The sequence below is a fragment of the Bythopirellula polymerisocia genome (assembly GCF_007860015.1).
GTDB lineage: Bacteria > Planctomycetota > Planctomycetia > Pirellulales > Lacipirellulaceae > Bythopirellula > Bythopirellula polymerisocia.
Genome location: NZ_SJPS01000001.1, coordinates 648,649 through 670,212, shown reverse-complemented (window position 1 = coordinate 670,212; position 21,564 = coordinate 648,649). Strand labels below are relative to the sequence as shown.

Annotated in this window: 12 protein-coding genes; all 12 read left to right on the top strand. The window is 55.0% G+C overall.

The features are described from left to right. Nucleotides 1–478 precede the first annotated feature (478 nt). The 12 genes from Pla144_RS02675 to scpA all read left to right on the top strand — a co-directional run bounded on the left by Pla144_RS02675 (nt 479) and on the right by scpA (nt 21,508). On the top strand, nt 479–2,044 hold the full coding sequence (locus tag Pla144_RS02675; protein WP_197530339.1) for a glycoside hydrolase family 16 protein: 1,566 nt from the start codon (nt 479–481) through the stop codon (nt 2,042–2,044). Between the two features lie 482 nt (nt 2,045–2,526). Next, nucleotides 2,527–7,914, top strand: coding sequence for a right-handed parallel beta-helix repeat-containing protein (locus tag Pla144_RS02670; protein WP_146447766.1), 5,388 nt, complete (start codon nt 2,527–2,529; stop codon nt 7,912–7,914). A gap of 682 nt (nt 7,915–8,596) precedes the next feature. Beyond that, a complete protein-coding gene (gene glpX, locus Pla144_RS02665) occupies nt 8,597–9,652 on the top strand; it encodes a class II fructose-bisphosphatase (protein WP_146447765.1) in 1,056 nt (351 codons plus the stop codon). Between the two features lie 409 nt (nt 9,653–10,061). Beyond that, entirely contained in the window at nt 10,062–11,243 is a 1,182-nt protein-coding gene (locus tag Pla144_RS02660; RefSeq protein ID WP_146447764.1) for an acetyl-CoA C-acyltransferase family protein, read from the top strand. Between the two features lie 46 nt (nt 11,244–11,289). Next, nucleotides 11,290–12,033, top strand: a complete 744-nt coding sequence (locus tag Pla144_RS02655; protein ID WP_146447763.1) for a 3-oxoacyl-ACP reductase family protein — start codon at nt 11,290–11,292, stop codon at nt 12,031–12,033. Between the two features lie 100 nt (nt 12,034–12,133). Beyond that, nucleotides 12,134–12,469, top strand: a complete 336-nt coding sequence (locus tag Pla144_RS02650; RefSeq protein WP_146447762.1) for a hypothetical protein — start codon at nt 12,134–12,136, stop codon at nt 12,467–12,469. A 30-nt stretch (nt 12,470–12,499) separates the two neighbouring features. Beyond that, nucleotides 12,500–13,603 (top strand): alpha/beta fold hydrolase, encoded by a 1,104-nt coding sequence (locus Pla144_RS02645; RefSeq protein ID WP_146447761.1) that lies wholly within the window; start codon nt 12,500–12,502, stop codon nt 13,601–13,603. A gap of 36 nt (nt 13,604–13,639) precedes the next feature. Then, nucleotides 13,640–15,133: an AarF/UbiB family protein gene (locus Pla144_RS02640; RefSeq protein ID WP_146447760.1), complete on the top strand. Its 1,494-nt coding sequence runs from the start codon at nt 13,640–13,642 to the stop codon at nt 15,131–15,133. A gap of 38 nt (nt 15,134–15,171) precedes the next feature. Further along, entirely contained in the window at nt 15,172–15,582 is a 411-nt protein-coding gene (gene mce / locus Pla144_RS02635) for a methylmalonyl-CoA epimerase (protein WP_146447759.1), read from the top strand. Nucleotides 15,583–15,644: 62 nt separating this feature from the next. Beyond that, nucleotides 15,645–17,144 (top strand): succinate CoA transferase, encoded by a 1,500-nt coding sequence (locus tag Pla144_RS02630; protein ID WP_231936130.1) that lies wholly within the window; start codon nt 15,645–15,647, stop codon nt 17,142–17,144. Between the two features lie 69 nt (nt 17,145–17,213). After that, nucleotides 17,214–19,322 (top strand): methylmalonyl-CoA mutase subunit beta, encoded by a 2,109-nt coding sequence (locus Pla144_RS02625; protein WP_146447758.1) that lies wholly within the window; start codon nt 17,214–17,216, stop codon nt 19,320–19,322. Next, on the top strand, nt 19,322–21,508 hold the full coding sequence (gene scpA, locus Pla144_RS02620) for a methylmalonyl-CoA mutase (RefSeq protein ID WP_146447757.1): 2,187 nt from the start codon (nt 19,322–19,324) through the stop codon (nt 21,506–21,508). The genes Pla144_RS02625 and scpA overlap by 1 nt, the downstream gene beginning before the upstream one ends. Nucleotides 21,509–21,564: the final 56 nt, after the last annotated feature.

Genomic DNA, 21,564 nt, shown 5'->3' with positions numbered 1-21,564 from the left:
GCTAACGAGATGTCAAGCATCGTGCGTCGCACAAGATTAATTTTCCTAGTTCATGTACCCCGATGTCACTTAGACAGCAATCTCGCGATTGACTAGGTGTGCGATATCGACCATCTAGGTGTGCGATGACGACCATAAAAAGTGGAATCATTCTCGCCGAATTGCTTTTATAAGTGCGCAGTCCCAGCAATTCTCCCAGTATCAGGCCGAAACGAATGTCACGCTGCTTGCCAAACTTGCGTTTGCTTCCAATGGCGGTTGAAATGCGCGCCGCGCGAAATGCTTCGCATCAAATCGGGTTCTGAAACAGCTAGGAATCCAATGGTAAAATCCGAGAAACTGATCCGTAGTCGAGAATTCGTGAAAAACTCCGGTAAAATTGGTCGGGGCGGAACATGCGGTTACAATGGTAAAGAGTCAGTGCATTGAATTGTTTCAGGCACTTCCGAGTGGGAAATCTTGGTGCAACAGAGGGGTCATGTCCACACCTTATTCGAATTGCCACATTGGTGGTCGTCTCAACTTGATCAGTTTTCTGCAGGCACTTCTGGGTGTGGCGTGTTGCGCGAATCTGGTTTCAGGCCAGATTCCTGATCTTCCTGGCTGGGACTTAGTTTGGAACGATGAGTTCAGCGGCACCTCACTCAACACAGAAAATTGGGTAGCGCTCGATCGACGCGACAGCCCGAACAACGAGAAACAGTACTACCATCCCAATCAAGTCACCGTTTCTGGCGGCAATTTGCAACTCACGGCTATCAATCTGCCACGTGACGGCAAAGATTTTCAATCAGGGCTTATTACTTCCCAATCTCTGTTTGGTCCCGGGCGTTTCGAAGCGCGTATCGACTTACCAACTACGCAGGGAATGTGGCCCGCTTTTTGGTTGAATGCCAATCATATCCCTTGGCCGCAAGGAGGCGAGATCGATATTATGGAAAATCGAGGTAGCCAGCCAAACTTGGTCTCCAGCGCTTACCATTGGCAAACCAATCCAGGACCATGCTGCAGCCAACATCAATACTTCTCTGACGAGTACACCGCTATCGAAGGCGGCCAGCCGGTCAATTTCCACAATAGCTTTCACACGTACACTGCCGAATGGGATGAAACAATCATTCGTTATTACGTCGATGGCAATCTTTATCAAACGATTACTGAGGCCCCAGATCGTCCAATCTTTGAGACGGCAAAGAATATCATTGTGAACGTGGCAGTCGGCGGGAATTTTGGTGGCGATCCCAACGGTTCCACGGTATTTCCACAGACGATGCTAGTAGATTATGTTCGCTATTGGCAGCGGGAGGATGCTCCCCCCGAGCCAGGCAACAACTTGCTTAGCAACCCGGGGTTCGACGACTCTGGCGGATCGCTGAATGGGTGGAGCGTTTTTGGAAACACCATCCCCAACGTCTTGGCGAACGACCAACTGGTCAATAACGGGACGCGTGCCCTGAAGATCTTCGGGCAGTTCAACGGTCCAAATAACCTCTCGGGTGCTTCACAGGGTGTAGCCATCTCCGAGGGCGATTCGCTGCGCGCCCTGGCAAGCACACGTAGCCCATCGTGGGACTCACTCTTTGGCAAGAGCAACGACGTGACGATGAAGATCGAATTCTACAGCATCTTCGGAGCTGCGGCTGGGTCGAGTGGTTTTCTGGGCGAGGTTTCGCAACTCATCCACGACGGGTCTTCCGCGGAGGACATCTGGCTCGATCACACCCTCGAAGCAATCGCTCCGCAAGATGCTGTCGAGGCCCGCCTCTCGTTTGTCTTCCGACAACCCGGCACCGACAATGGCGCGATCTGGATCGATTCCACCGGACTCTTCCTCGAGACATTCATCGACGGTGACTTCGATCTCGACAACGATGTGGATGGAGCAGATTTTCTCGCTTGGCAGCGTGATAATAGCGTCGGCTCTCTGGCAGATTGGCAAGCAAACTATAGCACGTCAGCAACGTTGTCTGCGGTGCCCGAGCCTGCTAGTTATATGCTTGCCCTTGCTATAATTTGTCTAGCCTTGGGCAGTCGTCATAGATAACGTACGTCGGGCACATTGACGATTGGCACGAACGGCAATTGGCCAATTGCGTGAATTTGGACAAACCGACGCCTCTGGGAGCACCGAACTATCGGCGGAGGTGTGCACAACGGAAGGCATCTATAAATGAATCTTTGCCAACCGGATTTTACAATTTTTAGTTTAGCGATTTATCGCAGACTCTTTCTGGGGAGCTGTTTTCACAAACGCTCAAGCATCTATTTGATTCACCGCCGCTGCGAAGCAAGGTGCGATTTCCGACCATAGATGGGCGGAAGCAATCTCGCTCGCGTTCACTTAATACCCGCATCAATTCATTCAGGAGTGGCTGAAATACGCAAAATAATTGCTATTTTCGACCTGCTCAACTAAACTAGCATCTCCTTTTAATAAATGGCCAGCATCGGCAATCGAGTTCAGCTTTTCCTCGCCACGGGGTCTGGTGTAACCCTCGAGAGATTTCCACTCAGAGTTTGAGCCTCATGTCACGTATGACCCGCTCCCATTGGCTCAAAAGCCAATCCCGCCGTCGTTCTTCTCAAACCGCGGCACGCCACAACCGCCAGCTTCGTGTGGAGCATCTAGAAGACCGCCGACTGCTGGCCGTATTCACGGTGAGTAATCTGAACGACGCGGGGTCGGGGAGTTTGCGCGCAGCGATCACACTGGCCAACGCCGATGCGATTGCCGACACCATCGACTTTTCGGTGACCGGCACGATCGAAATGGCTTCACGGCTTCCCACCATCACCCAGGCGGTCACGATCACCGGCCCGGGGGCCGACCAGCTCACAATCAACGCGAACAACGTCTCGCGGATTTTCGAAATCGATGACGGCACGCCGAGCCAGATTGACGTGCAGCTCAGCGGCCTGACGCTCACCGGTGGCAAGGTTAACACCAGCAGTATTGAGGGAAGAGACGGTGGCGCGATCTCTAATCGTGAGAATCTCACTCTTTCCAGTAGCACCCTCTCGGGGAATATGGCCACCAGGGGCGGAGGGATCTCGAACTACGGAACGGCCACCGTCACCAACAGCACCGTCTCGGATAATGTGGCAGTCATACACGGCGGCATATACAACCTTGACGGCTCTGTGACCGTCACCAGCAGCACCATCTCTGGGAATAAGTCTTTCCAAAGCGGCGGCGGCATAACGAACGCCGGCGGGACGGCGACCATCACCAGCAGCACCATCTCGGGTAATACGGCTCTTGGGAATGGCGGCGGCATGTGGAACCGCTACGGCTCTGTGACCGTCACCAGTAGCACCATCTCGGGTAATTCGGCAGAAGTCGGCGGCGGCATATCGAACAGCGACGGCTCTATGACCGTCACCAGCAGCCTGATCAGTGGCAATTCGGCGGATTATGGGAATGAACTCTCCGGCACGTTCACCCTCACCGGCTACAACCTCATCGGCGACAGCAGCCAGACCACGGCTGAGGCGCTGAACCGCGTCTCGGTCGGCGTGACGGATGTCCTGGCCACTAGCGACGGGACTGTACCAACTGCCCTTGCCTCGATTCTCGGCCCGCTGGCTGACAACGGTGGGCCGACATGGACCCACGCGCTCGTGGTCGGCAGCCCGGCCATCAATGCGGGCGATCCGGCATTCACGACGCCGCCCACCTTCGATCAACGTGGCGCACCGTTTGCAAGGGTTGGTGGAGGCACCATCGACATCGGTGCCTACGAAGTGCAAACCTTGTCTTTAGTGGTGGATACCCTCGTCGATGAAAGCGATGGCGACTACTTCCTAGGCGACTTGAGTCTGCGCGAAGCGATCGAGCTGGCGAACGCGTTTCCCGGCGCCGATACGATCAACTTCGCTGCCGCGCTCTCCGGCGGCACGATCTTGCTCGACGACCTCTTGGGGGAAATGACCATCACCGGCGCGGTCACCATCGACGCCACCGCGCTGGCCAGCGGCCTCACGATCGATGCCGGCAATGGCACCGACAACATCTTCAATACGGGCGACGGCTACCGGATCTTTAACATCGAAGACGGCACGGCGAGCCAGATCGACGTGCAGATCCGTGGCCTGACGCTCACCGGCGGCGATGTTACGGGATTTGGCGGCGCGATCTTTAGTCGTGAGAATCTCACCCTCACCAGCAGCACCCTCTCGGGCAATTCGGCCAGCAACGGAGGCGGCATCCTGAACTACGGTACGTCGACCGTCACCGGCAGCACACTCTCAGGTAATTCGGCCAGCTTCGGCGGTGGCATCTCTAACTACGACACGGCTACCGTCACCGGCAGTACCCTCTCGGGTAATTCGGCAGGCGTTCGTGGCGGCGGCATCTTGAACTCCGTCGGTGGCATGGCCACCATCACCAGCAGCACCCTCTCCGGTAATTCGGCCAACAGCGGCGGCGGCATCTACAACTTTGCCGCGGCCACCATCATCAGCAGCACCCTCTCGGATAATATGGCCGGCAACGACGGCGGCGGTATCGTCAACAGCACCGGCGGCACGGCCACTGTCACCACCAGCACTCTCTCAGGCAATTCGGCCAGCGTTCGCGGCGGCGGCATCCGGAACTTTGGTACTGTCACCATCAGCAGCAGCACCCTCACAGGTAATTCGGCCAGCATCGACGGCGGCGGCATCGTTAACAGCAGCGGCACCCTCACAGTCACCAGCAGCCTGATCAGCGGCAATACGGCCAGCGCTGGTAATGAGATCAGCGAATACCAAGGTACGGTCAACCTCAACGGCTACAATCTCATCGGCGACAGCAGTCAGACCACGGCCCAAGCCCTAAGTGGTGTCTCGGTCGGCGCGACCGACATCACGGCTACCAGCGACGGCACCGTACCGACGGCCCGCGCCTCGATTCTCGACACCGCGCTCTCCGACAACGGCGGCCCGACCCAGACGCACGCTATCTCGATCGCCAGCCCGGCATTCGATGCGGGCGATCCGGCTTTCACGACACCGCCCACCTTCGATCAACGCGGCAGTGGCTTTCCGCGCGTGTATGGTCTGCGTGTTGACATCGGCGCGTTCGAACTGCAACCGCTGCCGGCGCTCTTGGTTGACACCGACGTCGACGAAAGCGACGGCGACTACTCCGTCGGCGACTTGAGTCTGCGCGAAGCGATCGAGCTGACCAACGTGTTTCCGGGCGCCGATACGATCAGTTTCGCTGCCGCGCTCTCCGGCGGCACGATCTTGCTCGACGACCTCTTGGGGGAAATGACCATCACCGGCGCGGTCACCATCGACGCCACCGCGCTGGCCAGCGGCCTCACGATCGATGCCGGCAATGGCACCGACAACATCTTCAATACGGGCGACGGCTACCGGATCTTTAACATCGACGACGGCACGGCGAGCCAGATCGACGTGCAGTTCCGTGGCCTGACGCTCACCGGCGGCGATATTGCGGGAGATGGCGGCGCGATCTCTAATCGTGAGAATCTCACGCTCAGCGAATCCGTGATCAGCCGGAATTCGGCAAGTTCTGGTGGTGGCATATGGAACTTCGGCACGGTCGCCGTCACCAACGGCAACCTCTTGGGTAATTCAGCGAGCTTCGGTGGCGGCATCTTGAACTTCGGCATGGCGACCATCACAAGCAGCACCCTCTCGGGCAACTCGGCCAGCAACGGCGGCGCCATCTCTAACTACGGCACGGCGACCGTCACCACTAGCACCCTCTCGAGTAATTCGGCTAGCTCCCGCGGCGGCGGCATCTTAAATTTAGGCGGCACGGCGACCATCACCAGTAGCACCCTCTCAGGGAATTCGGCCAACTCTCGCGGTGGCGGCATCTTGAACTCTGGCGGCACGGCCATCATCACTAGCAGCACCCTTTCCGGGAATTCGGCTAGCTTTGACGGAGGCGGTATCGTCAACAGCAGCGGCACGGCCACCCTCACCGGTAGCCTGATCAGTGGCAATACAGCCGGCGTTGGCAACGAGATTCGCAACTTCGGCGGCCCGGTCAACCTCAACGGCTATAACGTCATCGGTGACATCAGCCAGACCACAGCCCAGGCCCTGAGTGGCGTCTCGGTCGGCGCTTCCGACATCGTTGCCACCAGTGATGGGACGGTACCGACAGCCCTGGCCTCGATTCTCGACACCACGCTAGCCGACAACGGCGGGCCGACCCAGACCCACGCCCTCGTGGCCCGCAGTCCGGCCTTCGAGGCCGGCAATCCGGCTTTCACGGCGCCGCCCAACTTCGATCAGCGCGGCAGCGGTTTTTCGCGAGTAGCGGGCTTTCGTGTTGATGTCGGCGCGTTCGAACTGCAGTCGATACCGGCGCTATTACTGGTCGACACCAACGTCGACGAAAGCGACGGCGACTACTCCCCAGGCGACTTGAGCCTCCGCGAAGCGATCGAGCTGGCGAACGCGTTTCCGGGCGCCGATACGATCACGTTCGATGCCGCGCTGGCCAGCGATACGATCCCACTCACTCTGGGCATGCTTACTATCAGCGACGACCTCACCGTGACGGGTCCGGGCGCCGACCTACTTACGATCGATGCGGGGGGCAATTCTGGCGTGATGCGCGTCAGTGGTGCAACGACTGCCAACATCAGCGGCCTCACGTTCTCCGGCGGCAGGACCGGTCGTGGTGCGGGCCTACGTAACGACGCCGGTGCGACGACCACGCTTACCGACATGGTCATCAGCGGCAATACAGCCACTCAGGTTAGTTTCGACGCGGGTGGGGGACTGTGGAACGCTGGTAATCTGACTCTCGTGCGCAGCACCGTTGCGGGCAATATCGCCTCGGGCGGAGGCGGCGGAATCTTCAACGATGGAATGGCGACCATCACCAGGAGCACCATCTCGGGCAATTCGGCTAGCTCCGGCGGCGGCATCTCGAACTTCTTCGGCTCGGCGACCGTCACCAGCAGCACCATCACGGGCAATTCCGGCGGCGGAATCTTCAACTACGACGGTGCGGGAACCATCACCGGCAGCCTGATCACTGGCAACACGGACAGCATTGCGAATGAGATCAGAAACTTTAGCTACACGTTCATCCTCAACGGCTACAACCTAATCGGCGATAGCAGCCAGACCACAGCCCAGGCCCTGAGTGGGATCACGGTCGGCGCGACTGACATCACCGCCACGAGCAATGGCACGAATCCCACGGCGCTGGCCTCGATTCTCGGCCCGCTGGCCGACAACGGCGGATCGACGCTGACTCATGCCCTGCTCGCAGGCAGCCCGGCCATCGACATGGGCGACCCGACTGTCATGTTTGACGCCATGGAGTACGACCAGCGAGGCGTTGGATTCCTACGCGTTGTCGACTCAGGCGGTGGGCTTCGTGTTGACATTGGCGCGTACGAAGTCCAAGTAGCTGTAGCTGTTCCCGATTCCGCCGATTTTGATGGCGACGGCGACGTTGATGGGCGAGACTTCCTCACCTGGCAGCGCGGCTTCGGCATCGTCATGCCCAATGCCGTCAAAACCGATGGCGATGCCGACAACGACCTGGACGTCGATGGCGACGACCTCGACGTATGGCAGCTGCAATACGCAACTGTCCCGCCAATGCTCGCGACGTTAGCTGTTGGCGAACCTGTCGAATCGGTATCACTACTTGTGAGTACTACGGAAGACCCCTTAACGAGCTACCGGGCTGCCATCGATGCCGCCATGGCGCTGAATCTGTTCGAGGATGGTGGCGAGGCCGAATCGGTTCCCCTCACCGAGTCCTCATGGGAACAGGAAATTAGCTACGATTCCATGTTTGCGGATGACACTTTTCTCCCGCGGGGAGGGGACACGGAGGCAGTTGACTTTGGATTCATTGACTCGAACGATGCCGAAAAACTGCCCGAAGCATGGCTTACCGAAGAACTGCTGGAGCAGGTCTTTGGATAACTATCGCCAATCAGAAACTCAACCGTTTTTCGAGACTTCCGAGAATCGACCGTTGTGGAATCCACACTCGCAAACTTTCTAACTCGCGGCTGAGTGCACATCCTCTGTTAGAAGCGGCACTTCGCCAAGTAAAGCGGCTATACCACCCGCCGCAAGATATCAGATGTCTATCAAACTCTCCTTGGCGAATAACTCCGCAGCCAGAAAAGCTCTCAATCCCTGGTTACAAATATTCCTGCCGAAAATGTGCACAGTTTGAATTAGCGTTCACGAAAAGCTATCGCGTAGATATCGGGCTATCCTTGAGTTCAGGCACGGAATATGCACAACCTTTGCTACCAACGATTCGAGTTTTTGCAGGCTGCGCATATTATTCAAGCCACCGAGGCACCTAGCCGTAACCAAAAATCGTGGAACAGGAGGTAACCGAGAGAACGGAGGTTTTTAAAAAAGTAGAGTGGAACACTAATCTGCGTTAATCAGATTAGTGATGATCAGCGAAGATTAGTGTTCCACTCAATATGTTCCCCCTTTTCTCTGTTAGCTTCGTTTCCTCCTGTTCCATATTTTTGGTTGCGGCCTTAGGCCGCGCTGGGTGCATCGGTGGCCAAAAGATGCAATTTATTTGCGCTAAGTGCCGCGCTGGGTCATATCACACCTTAAAAATTGCGGAGAATGAATCATGAAAAAACGTCGACACGATCCAGAGCGCATATTTGACTTGGACTTGGTTCGTTGCACCGAGAATGCCGCACTAGCCGCATGGAAGTATTTCGGCAAGGGTGATAAGAACCAAGCCGATTATGCCGCCTCCGACGCGATCCGAGGGATGTTCTCTTTGATTGATTGCCAAGGCCTGGTACGGATTGGAGAAGGACGCAAAGACGATGCGCCGGGGATTTTCACGGATGAAAAGCTGGGGACTTGGCAAGAAGGTTCGGTTCCGGCAGCCATCGCTTTGGATCCCGTTGATGGTACGACACTTACTGCCAAGGGATTGCCAGGCGCGATCTCGGTGCTGGCTGTCGCCACTTGCAAGTCCCCCGAAGATGACCCGCGCGAGTTATTTCCCTCGATACCGTCGCACTATATGGAGAAATTCGCCGTCGGGCAGGCAGTCAATGAGAGCGACGTTCGAGTCCAATTGGATGCCCCGTTGGAAACCAATCTGAGCATCGTTGCAGGACAGCTTCACAAGCGAGTCCGTGACTTGGTCGTCGTGGTCTTGGATCGACCTCGGCATGACGAAATCATAAACAATCTACGTGAAATTGGCTGCCGGGTAAGGCTCATCTCTGATGGGGACGTGGCTGCCGCAATCGCTCCAAGCCTGCCGGATTCGGGTGTCGATGCCTATGTCGGCATCGGAGGCAGTCCAGAAGCAGTGATCGCAGCGGCGGCTATTAAATGCCTGGGGGGACAACAATTCTGCCGCATGTGGCCCAAAAACGAGCAGGAGCGCAGCAGACTCATAGCTGAAGAAAACTGTTCGGAGGGCGATCTAAACAAGGTGTGGACGGTCGATATCATGGCGCCTGGAGATAACCTCATCTTTGCAGCCACAGGGATCAGCGATTCCCCGATGCTGACTGGAATTCATTACAAGGACAACCATTGTGTTACCCACTCGATCTTAATGCGTGCCCGCAACCGAACCGTTCGACATATCGAGGCATACCACGATCTCAAGCTCAAAACCGTTCGGTTGCACTCGACAGGTGAGGAAATGTCTTTGTAGGACATTTTCAATACACCAGGAGCAATGACCAAAGGGGTCTAAGGGCCAACCCGTCAAAAAGTCATTGGTCATTGGAAATTGTTCTTTGCTCATTTCTCCCAGATGTGCGGATTCGCCCACATCTATGGCAATTGGATACACTTCCCCCCTCCAAACCAGCCGCTTCCATGCTGCGTCTGCGAAATATTTTTCGCACTTCGGCTGATGACTGTGTCCTTAAGCGATGGTTATGATGCCTAAATAATCTCTGCCTTCTCTGATTGCGGCTCTAGCATCTGGACTACCGAAACCTACTCAATAGTGTCCTTACGGGCCCATCTATCATCAATCTCCGTTTCCGGCACAAACAATGCAACTGGACATTGCACGAAACAAATCACCTAATTCATGTTTTTAACGGGAGAATGAGATGACAAGGGAAGTAGTCGTAGTAAGTGGTGCGAGAACACCGATCGGCGGATATGGCGGTAGCCTGAAGGATATCCCTCCAAGCGAACTGGCCGCGAAGTGCGTGAGAGAAGCAGTAGCACGAGCTGCCGTCGAACCGAAATCAGTTGGCCATGTTGTTTTTGGCAACATTATCCATACTGATGTCCACGATCACTATCTGGCACGCGTGGCAGCGATCAACGGGGGACTCCCCGTTGAGACCCCTGCACTCACATTGAATCGTCTCTGCGGCAGTGGCCTGCAGGCAATCATCACAGCAGCACAAGCAATCATGCTCGGGGATGCCGACGTTGCCGTGGCTGGTGGTGCTGAAAATATGAGTCGCAGCCCCTATCTCTCGCAAGCGATGCGATGGGGTGCCCGCATGAACGACACAACGCTGGTGGATGTGATGGTGGGAGCGCTCTCCGATCCGTTCGACGATTGCCACATGGGGGTCACCGCAGAGAATGTTGCGAAGAAATGGAACGTCTCACGCGAAGACCAGGACAAACTGGCTGCCGAAAGTCACAAGCGGGCTGCCCATGCGATCGAAAAAGGATTCTTCAAAGAGCAAATTCTCCCTGTTGAGATCCGAGTGAAACGCGACACGGTACTCTTTGACAAAGATGAAACCGTGCGGCCTGACACAACGGCTGAGAAACTGGCAGGTCTCAAGCCAATCTTCGACAAGGAAGGTTCGGTCACAGCAGGGAATGCATCGAGCATTAACGACGCCGCAGCTGCGGTCGTGTTGATGGAACGAGACATGGCTCAGCAACGCGGTTTGAGGCCACTGGGTCGCCTTGTGGCCTACAGCTATGCAGGCGTTGACCCTAAATACATGGGCATTGGCCCTGTGCCTGCCGTGCGGTCGCTTCTCGAAAAGACTGGGGTCTCCCTGGATGAGATCGACGTGTTCGAAGTCAACGAAGCGTTTGCCGCACAGGCGCTGGCCGTCACTCGAGAATTGAAGCTGCCTGAGGACCGTACAAATCCCAATGGAAGTGGTATCTCACTAGGACACCCCATCGGTGCCACGGGATGCATCCTTGTCCTCAAAGCCCTGTATGAATTGAAACGGACCGGCGGACACAAAGCCCTCGTGACCATGTGCATAGGCGGTGGTCAAGGAATTGCTGCCCTGTTCGACCGTGAATAGAAATCAAACACCTCATAAACATTAAAACATTAAAAAGGAAATACTCATGTCTCAGTTGAAGGGGAAAACGGCACTCGTCACTGGTGCCTCACGCGGGATTGGCCGCAGCATCGCTATCGAGTTAGCCCGCGCAGGGGCCAAGGTAGCCATTGTTTACCAAAACAGCGAAGCAAAGGCTCAAGCCGTAGCCGATGAGATTGCAGCTTTGCCAGGAACCGCCTTGCTCGTGAAAGCCAATGTCGGCGTATCCGCCGAAGCCCGTGCAATGGTCAAGAAAGTAGCAGACGAGTTCGGCAGCCTAGATATTCTGGTAAACAATGCGGGAATCACCAGGGACAGCTCTCTGAAGAAAATGACCGACCAACAGTGGGAAGAAGTCATTCAGACCAATCTCAATGGCTACTTCTATTGCATGTCGGCTGCGATTCCCATTATGTCCGAGCAGAAGTCAGGGCGAATCATCAACATCAGCTCGATGAACGGACAGGTGGCTGCCTTCGGTCAGGCAAATTACAGCGCGAGCAAAGGAGGCATTATTGCCCTCACCAAGACGGCTGCCCTGGAACTTGCCAGAAGCGGGATCACCGTCAATACAGTTTCTCCTGGATTTACCGACACCGATATGTTCGCCGAGGTACCAGAAAAAATCCAAGAACAGATCAAGGGCCGGATTCCAATCGGTCGTTTTGGCAAGCCTGAAGAAATTGCCAAAGCGGTTCTGTTCCTGGCTGCCGATGGAGACTACATCACTGGCCAACAAATAAATGTCAATGGCGGTGCTTTCATGTAGTACGATTGAGTACGAGTCCGGCGGGAGGGACTCAGAGGTAAACAGCTCTGAATTCTCCTTCCGAGAGTGTGATATAGAGACCAGGGAGCGAAGAAATACAATGAGCGAGAAACCTGAAACACCCAATGTTTTTGATCCCTTCGGGATGATGAAGAACATGCGCGATTCGAACATGGAAAACTGGGCCAAGGCGATGACCGAATTCGTTAATAGCGACTCGTTTGCCGCTGCTCAAGCGGAATCGCTCAACGCCATGTTGGCCACTTCGACACCCTTTCGCAAGTTACTCGAAGAAACGCTAAGCAAGTCGATGCAGGCCTTGAAGCTCCCCACCACGGATGACTTTGTTCGTTTGGCCGAACGTCTGACCAACATTGAAATGCGGTTGGATGATATGGATGCCAAGCTGGACCAGTGCCTGGAGTCGCAACACTAGGCACGCAACGAATGAGGCGATTGAATACCCATGACCGAAACCATGAATTCTAACTCCAAGACGCTCACCTCACCGTTCGAGGATGTTTGCCGCCAATGGCATCAATCCGCCAAGAACCTGGAAGTTTTCAATGAATTGCTTACCAGAGATGCAAAAATAGCGCAAACTCCCAAACAGGTTATCTGGACCTTGAACAAGGCCAAGCTTTATCGCTACACGCCTCAGGTTCATGAAGATCAGAGGCATCGCATCCCACTGCTCTTGGTCTTTGCCATCATGAATCGACCCTATGTATTAGACCTGCGCCCCGGACACAGTTTTGTGGAGTACATGGTCAATAAGGGCTATGACGTCTATTTGCTGGATTGGGGAATTCCAGGACCGGAAGATCGCGACTTGAAATACGACGACTATGTGCTTGAGTACCTGCCACGTGTTGTTCGCAAGTTGAAGTCCTATACCCGCTCGAACGAGTTCAGCATGTTGGGCTGGTGCCTTGGAGCACTGATTAGCACCATGTACGCCAGCCTGCGGCCCGATGATGGGCTTAAGAATCTGATCCTGTTGACTGCACCACTCGATTTCTCTGACAAAGAGGCGGGAGGATTTACCAAGTGGGTGAATCATCCCTCGTTTGATCCCGATCGGGTCGTGGAAGCCTTTGGCAACGTGCCGGGCGAAATGATCGATGCGGGTGCCAAGATGCTCAAACCGGTCGAGAATTACGTAAGCAACTACATAAATCTCTGGGAAAATATCGAAGACACCAGCCGCGTCGAGGCATGGCATGCCATGAATACCTGGGTGCGCGATATTATCCCTATGGCAGGGGCTGGCTATCGGCAGCTGATCACTGAGTTCTACAAAGAGAATCGTTTGATCGAAGGAACGCTCGAACTACGAGGCGAGCGGGTAGATCTCGGCCGACTTCGAGCGAACCTCTTTAACGTTATTGCCGAGTCCGACCACATCACCCCTCCTTGCCAGTCAGAAGGGGTCATGGATTTGGTAGGGAGTCAAGACAAAGAACTATTCCGCGTTCGTGGTGGGCATATTGGCATCATGGCCGGACGTGGGGCGGAAAAATCGACTTGGCCACAAATGGACGCTTGGCTCGGAGCGCGTTCTGATTGAGGCGGCAATTAAATCAGCCGCACTGGATTGATAACCGTGAACTGGGAAACACTCATTGATGAAGAATCACTGGCCCTCTTGCTGCCAGCAGAGTACTCCCATTTTGCGCTACCCATCAAGGAAAGTCTGGCCGTATTTCTCAGCCGTTTGCCGCAAAGCGTTCAAGATCGGTTAGTGGAAGAACAGCTTGCCCTCCCCGTAGATGCAACTCTCTCAGAGCGTCTAGGTCGATTGGCCCATAGTTGTCCTGTCTTACAGAAACTTGGCCAAATCTTGGCTCGTGACCAGCGCATCGCGCAAGAACTGCGCAGCGAACTCGCTAAACTCGAATCTATGCCTTCGACGGTGCCATTGCATTCGATCGAATCGATTCTCATGCAGGAGCTAGGTCCGCTCGAGTCGAAATCAATTGAGCTTCTTCCCCCGGCGATCGCAGAGGCGAGTGTTGCTGTCATTATTCCTTTCCGTGAAAAGAACAAACCTCAACAACCAGAAGGAGTCTTCAAGATCCTGAAACCGGGCATAGTGCAGCGTCTCCAGCTGGAATTGGATATCCTTACGGAGGTCGGCTCTCACCTCGATAGCCGACTTCACGACCTAGGGATACCCCCCCTCGATTATCAAGACACATTCAACCAGGTACGAGACAAACTCCGCTGCGAACTTAGGCTCGACGAAGAACAGCTCCACTTGGCGAGAGCAGCCAGGTTCTTCGCAGACCAAATCGATATCGCGATCCCGGAACTCTTCGAACACTGCACGCCACGCGTCACGGCGATGGAGCGTCTCTTCGGTGAGAAGGTGACGGATCATAATTTCACTTTGACTACTGAGAAGCAAAATCTAGCAGAGCTCGTTGCCAGGGCCATGATTGTTCAGCCAATCTTGTGCAAAGACGAACAGGCCTTGTTTCATTGTGACCCCCATGCAGGAAATCTATTCAGCACAAACGATGGCCGTTTAGGCATTCTCGATTGGAGTCTCGCTGGTTTTCTGGGAGCGCGAGAACGAGAAGCTTTGGTGCAGGTCATGCTCGCTGCAATCTGCCTGCGACCAGAAAAAATTGCGACCACCTTATTATCGCTCGACATTCGAGGGCAGTGTGATCAGGCTCTGTTGAAAGAATGCGTCGCTATTTGGCTCCGTCGAATGCGAGAGGGGCACATGCCGGGACTCTCGTGGCTGACAGGACTCTTGGACGAGGCCGTAAAAACCGCCCGCCTTAGTCTGTCGTCCGATTTGCTCATGTTTCGCAAGTCACTTTTGACATTGTTAGGGGTGCTTAGCGAAATCGGTGCCAACGGTTTTGATCTCGACCAGATTGTAATGTGTGAGTTTCTCCGCATCACTGTGATGGAATGGCCTGGCCGGTGGCTGTCGTCGCCAAATTCTCGGTCATTTGCCACGAGGCTGTCGAACTTGGATATCGCAGAAACGGTCCTGAGTTCGCCCTTAATTGCTGGACGCTACTGGCAAGCCATGTGGCAAGACAGTATCGAACGATATGCTGTGTGTGCAAACTCTCGCTAAATATTCTCCAGAAACTTGCTTAATTAGGAACCATGAAGATGACTCCCGTCAAAGCACTCAATCATATAGGTATCGCCGTAAAAAGTATTGAAGAGCAACGCCCTTTCTATGAAACGACGCTCGGCGCAAAGTTCGAAGGGTATGAAGATGTTGCCAGCCAGAAGGTACGGGTGGCCTTCTTCAGAATCAATGACATTCGTCTAGAATTGTTGGAACCTACCGATCCTGCTAGTGCAGTGGCGAAATTTCTGGAAAACCGTGGCGAAGGCTTGCATCATCTGGCTTTCACCGTGGAAAATATTCAAGATCGGATCGCTGAACTAAAACAAGAGGGGCTAAGGATGATCGACGAGACACCCAGACAGGGTGCACATCAGATGCAGATTGCTTTCGTCCACCCTAAGAGTACTCATAGTGTATTAACCGAATTATGCCAACCTCCCCAATAGTGATGGATTCAAAGACTGAATCGCGGACAGGCTCACCGAAATTTCAGAAAGCAACTTGATTGATGGATGAGAAAGAATCTTTCCCCAGAATGACGGCAGAAGAGGCAGCCGAATTAATTGAGGACGGTGCACTGGTAGCTTTCAGCGGGTTTACCCCTGCTGGGGCAGCAAAGGTAGTTCCTCTGGCTCTGGCGAAGAGAGCCCGTGCGCTGCACGAGGAAGGAAAGCCCTTTCAGATTCGTGTCCTTACCGGCGCTTCGACGGGACCCAGCATAGACGATGCCCTAGCCGAGGCCGACGCCATCAGTTGGCGCGCACCCTACCAATCCTCTCGACCACTCCGAGAGCGGATCAATGATGGGCGCGTGTCCTTCGTCGATATGCATCTTTCACTTGTCCCTCAGTCGGTAATGTACGGTTTCTTCGGGAAAATCGATGTTGCGGTCGTAGAAGCACACCACATTAGCTCAGATGGCCGAGTCTATCTTACTTCGTCGATCGGTGCCTCGCCCTCCTTCTTGCGAGCCGCTGAAAAAGTCATCATCGAACTGAATCAATATGTCCCCCCCGAAATCAGCGAGATGGCGGACATCGTGATTCCTAAGACTCCTCCCCATCGTCCGGCTTTGGACCTTGATTTCCCGTTGCAACGCATTGGCAAGACCTATGCTCGTGTTGATCCGGAGAAGATTATTGGAGTCGTTGAAACATGCAAGCCGGACGAAGAGATTCGATATTCCTCACCAAACTACTACAGTGGTACCATCGCCCGACACGTCGTCAACTTTCTCTTGGAGGAAATCGCTGCCAAACGGATCCCTAAAGAGATGCTGCCTCTCCAGGTTGGGGTTGGGAACGTGGCGAATGCAGTACTTGCTAGCTTGGGGGAGCATCCCGATATTCCCAAGTTCACGATGTACACCGAAGTGTTTCAATCATCGGGCTTTGAACTTATGAAGCGCGAGTTGATTCAGGGAGCAAGTACCTGCGCCCTGACGCTCACCCCTCCCCAGATGCTCGACTTGGTCGGCGAGATCAAGTTCTATGCTTCGCGACTTGTACTTCGTCCGCAAGAGATCTCTAATAACCCTGCGTTAGTACGGCAGATGGGGGTCATCGCACTCAATACGGCTGTGGAAATGGATCTCGAAGGTGATGTGAATTCATCACATGTTTTAGGCCAACGGTTATTAAACGGGATTGGCGGCAGTGGCGATTTTGCTCGCAATGCCTACCTGTCAATCTTTATGTGTCCTTCGACAGCCAAGGATGGTGCGATTAGCACGATTGTGCCATTGTGTTCCCACATAGACCACACTGAGCATTCCGTGAACGTCGTCGTCACGGAACAGGGCATCGCCGACTTGCGGGGATTGTCCCCAGACAAACGCGCCAAACTGATTATCGACAATTGTGCGCATCCCCACTACCGAGACTATTTGCACGAGTACATAGAAAAGGCAGGTCCCGGACATATTCGACACAACTTAGCGACTTGTTTTGAGCTTCATCAGAACCTGTTGCGAGACGGGGTGATGCTCCCTGATTTACCGGCAATCTGAACAGAAGAGCGTCGCTCCGTTCATTCAAATTCCCTCAGCAAGCAAACGTAGTAAGAGACCGAGGAAGAAATGGTACTACCCTCAGAATTCACGATTGCGGATGACTTTCCTGCTATCTCCTACCAACAGTGGCGCTCCCTGGTCGAGGAAGACCTCAAGGGTGCCCCCTTTGAGAAGAAGCTAGTCACGCACACCTATGAAGGCATCGACATTCAGCCCGTCTACTCTCGGCCCGATGCCTCGAATGGCCAAGATCCCAATGGCTTGCCGGGCAACAAACCGTTCGTACGCGGTTCTCAGGCACCTGAGGTTGCAATCCGCGGTGCCGATCTTCGCCAGGAGTACGCCCATCCCGATGTGACCGAAACCAACAAGCAGATTCTCGCCGATCTTGCCGGTGGGGTAAGCTCGATCCAACTCCACTTTGATCAAGCTGGCAGTAATGGTTTCGATCCAGATGAAAAAGAATTCGACGAATTGCTCGCTGCCAATGGCGTGATGGCCTATTCATGCGATGACCTAGAGACAGCGCTCAAAGAAGTGCAGCTGGACAAGGTTGGGGTATCCCTCGAAGCTGGAGCGGCCTTCTTGCCCGCAGCTTCACTCTTGGTAGCACTCTGGCAACAGCGTAGCATTGATCTGGCTGAGGTCCATGGTGCTTTCAATAGTGATCCGCTGGCCTCGCTGGCTCGTGATGGACATCTTCCGCTGTCGCTGGAAACATCTCTCAAATCATTGGGTGACCTGGCCCATTGGACGGCTCAGAATTGTCCTCAAGTAATAGCCGTCGGAGTGAACACGTCACCCTACCATTGTGCTGGAGCCACGGCTGCACAGGACCTCGCTATTCAAATGGCAACCGGGGTAACTTATTTACGCGCAATGACTTCGGCGGGAATGAGTATCGACCATGCCGCCAAGCAGATTCTCTTCCGAGTGGAATTAGGGACACATCATTTTCTGGCGATCGCCAAACTAAGAGCAGCCCGACGGCTGTGGTCACGCGTGGTAGAAGCCAGCGGCGGATCCTCAGAAGCGGGGGCTATGAAGATTCACGCGCGGACCAGCAATCGCGTATTGACCCACCGCGATCCATACGTCAACATTCTCCGCAACACGGTCGCCATGTTCGCCGCCAGCATCGGTGGCGCAAACGTCGTTACTTCGGTCCCCTTTGACAGCCTCCTTCGGCTTCCCAATGCGTTCAGCCGACGAGTAGCCCGCAATACCCTACTCATTATTCAAGAAGAAGCCCACTTGCATCGCGTGATCGATCCGGGGGGCGGCAGTTGGTTCCTGGATTCAATCACCGACCAACTTGCCAAAGAGGCATGGGAAATCTTTCAGGAGATCGAGCGACGAGAAGGAATGGCATCTGCTCTGCTTTCGGGGTGGGTGGCCGAGCAGATCGCCACTGCCCATGCCCCTCGTGCTACCGACATCGCTAAGCGGAAAGAAGGAATCACCGGCGTCAGCGAATTCCCCGACATTGCCGAATCCCCACTCGAAACCGTGCTGCCCGATCTATCGGCAGTCCGCCAGGCAGCCGTTCAGCGCACCAAGAACACTCGTAAGGGGATCGATCTCGCAAAAGATATGTCTACGGGAGGGTCACGGATGGCGGCAGCAGTCGAAGCCGCGGCAAATGGGGCTACGATTGGCCAACTGGCACGTATGACAGGATTTCATACGGCATCCATCGAATTCAAAGCCATCGAAGCCCGCAGTTTTGCCCAGCCCTTCGAAGAACTACGTGATGCCGTTGACGCCTGGGAAACCCGTCACGGGCAACGGCCGGCAGTCTTCCTCGCTAACATGGGACCTGTCGCCCACCACACAGCGCGAGCCAGTTATGCTAAGAATTTCTTCGAGGCCGGAGGTTTTAAAGTCTTCTCCAACGAAGGCTATCCGAACGCCGACTCGGCCGCCAAGGCCCTGGCTGAATCGGGCGCAGCAACTGCCGTTATTTGTTCGTCCGACAAACTGTATCAGGAAATGGTTCCTGAAGTTGCCGCCAAGCTCAAACAGGCCGGGGCCAAATCGGTCGTCTTGGCAGGGAATCCCGGAACCAATGAAACAGAGTGGCGCAGTGCCGGAGTCGACCGCTTTATTTACATCAAGTGTAATGTCCTCGAAACCCTGCGCGACCTGCTCCGCGAGGAAGGAGTCTTGGAATAATGGCCATCCCCAACTTTGCCGATATTCCGTTGGTGAACGGAAGTGATACGATGCCAAGTCTCGTTAGCCGCGACGCGGAGCGTCAGCGGAGCGGAGCGCGAACTCTCCCCCCATGGACAACCCCCGAGCAAATCGCCGTCTCCCCACTCTACACATCCGACGATCTCAAAGGCGTAGACCACCTGGCAACCATGCCCGGCTTCCCCCCCTATGTGCGGGGACCTTATGCCTCAATGTATGTCCTGCGACCTTGGACCGTCCGGCAATACGCCGGCTTCTCAACTGCCAAAGAGTCGAATGCCTTCTATCGACGCAATCTGACCGCAGGTCAAATGGGCCTCAGCATCGCCTTCGATTTGGCTACCCATCGAGGCTATGATTCCGATCACCCGCGCGTCAGCGGGGACGTCGGCATGGCAGGCGTAGCCATCGACAGCATCTACGACATGCGAATGCTTTTCGATGGTATTCCCCTAGACCGCATGAGCGTGTCGATGACCATGAACGGTGCCGTGCTGCCGATCATGGCACTCTACATCGTCGCAGCTGAGGAACAAGGCGTGCAGCCCGAGCAACTCGCGGGCACTATTCAAAACGACATCCTCAAAGAGTTCATGGTCCGTAACACCTACATCTATCCGCCCGAACCCAGCATGCGAATCATTGCGGACATCTTTGAGTTCACCAGTCAGCGAATGCCCAAATTCAACAGTATCAGCATCAGTGGCTACCACATGCAGGAAGCGGGCGCCACGGCCGATCTGGAGTTGGCCTACACCTTGGCCGACGGCCTCGACTACGTCCGCACCGGCATGCAAGCCGGCTTAAAAGTCGACGCCTTCTGTCCGCGGCTCTCTTTCTTCTGGGCGATTGGCATGAACTACTTCATGGAGGTCGCCAAGCTCCGCGCGGCGCGGATGATCTGGGCCAAGCTCATCAAGCAATTTGAGCCACAGAATCCCAAGAGCCTGTCGCTCAGAACGCACAGCCAAACCAGCGGGTGGAGCCTCACGGCTCAGGATGTCTACAACAATGTCGTGCGTACTTGCCTCGAAGCGATGGCCGCCGCCCACGGACATACGCAATCGTTGCATACCAATGCGCTAGACGAAGCACTTGCACTCCCTTCCGATTTCTCCGCCAGGATTGCCCGCAATACGCAACTCTTCTTGCAACAAGAGACCGATACCTGCGATGTCGTGGACCCCTGGGGAGGCAGCTATTATGTTGAGCGACTTACCCACGATCTGGCCTGCCGAGCTTGGCAACATATTCTGGAGGTCGAAGAACTTGGCGGCATGACCAAAGCCATCCAGGCTGGTATCCCCAAGATGCGCATCGAAGAAGCCGCCGCCCGCACTCAAGCACATATCGACTCCGGCCAACAGACCGTCATCGGCGTCAATAAATATCGCCCAACAGAACCAGAAGACGTAAAAGTCCTGCACGTCGATAATACAACCGTCCGTCAGTCGCAGATCGCCAACCTCAAGAAACTGCGCGGCGAGCGAGATCAAGCCGAAGTCGAGCAGTCTCTCGAGGCACTCACGAATGCCGCTCACGATAAGTCAGGCAACTTGTTAGAATTGGCCGTCATCGCGGCTCGTGCCAAGGCAACTGTCGGTGAAATGAGCGAGGCTTTGGAAAAGTTCTACGGACGCTACGAAGCCCCCACGCGTGCTGTCCGCGGAGTCTACGCCGCTGAAATCGGAGGCCATGAAACCGTGCAAGAAATTCAGCAACTGTTAGAACGCTTTGAAAAACAAGAAGGTCGCCGACCACGCATTTTGGTGGCCAAGATGGGACAAGACGGCCACGATCGTGGTCAAAAAGTGATCGCCTCGGCATTTGCCGACCTGGGATTCGACGTCGACATCGGCCCATTGTTCCGCACCCCCGCCGAGACAGCTCGCCAGGCTGTGGAGAACGACGTACACATCGTGGGCGTGAGTTCCCTGGCAGCGGGGCATCTGACTCTGATTCCTGAACTCCGCGATGAATTGGCAAAATTGGGTCGCGACGATATCCTGATTGTGGCCGGTGGGGTGATTCCTCCCGAGGATTACGAGGCCCTCTACAATGCCGGGGCCACTGCCGTCTTCGGCCCAGGAACCGTCATCGGCAAAGCCGCCACTGAGCTAGTCAAGGTTTTGGCAGAGCGACTGGAAATAAACTTGAAAGACTGAATGGATTCAAGGCAGAGTGTATCAAGACTGCCACAAGAATCACAAAAATGCACAAT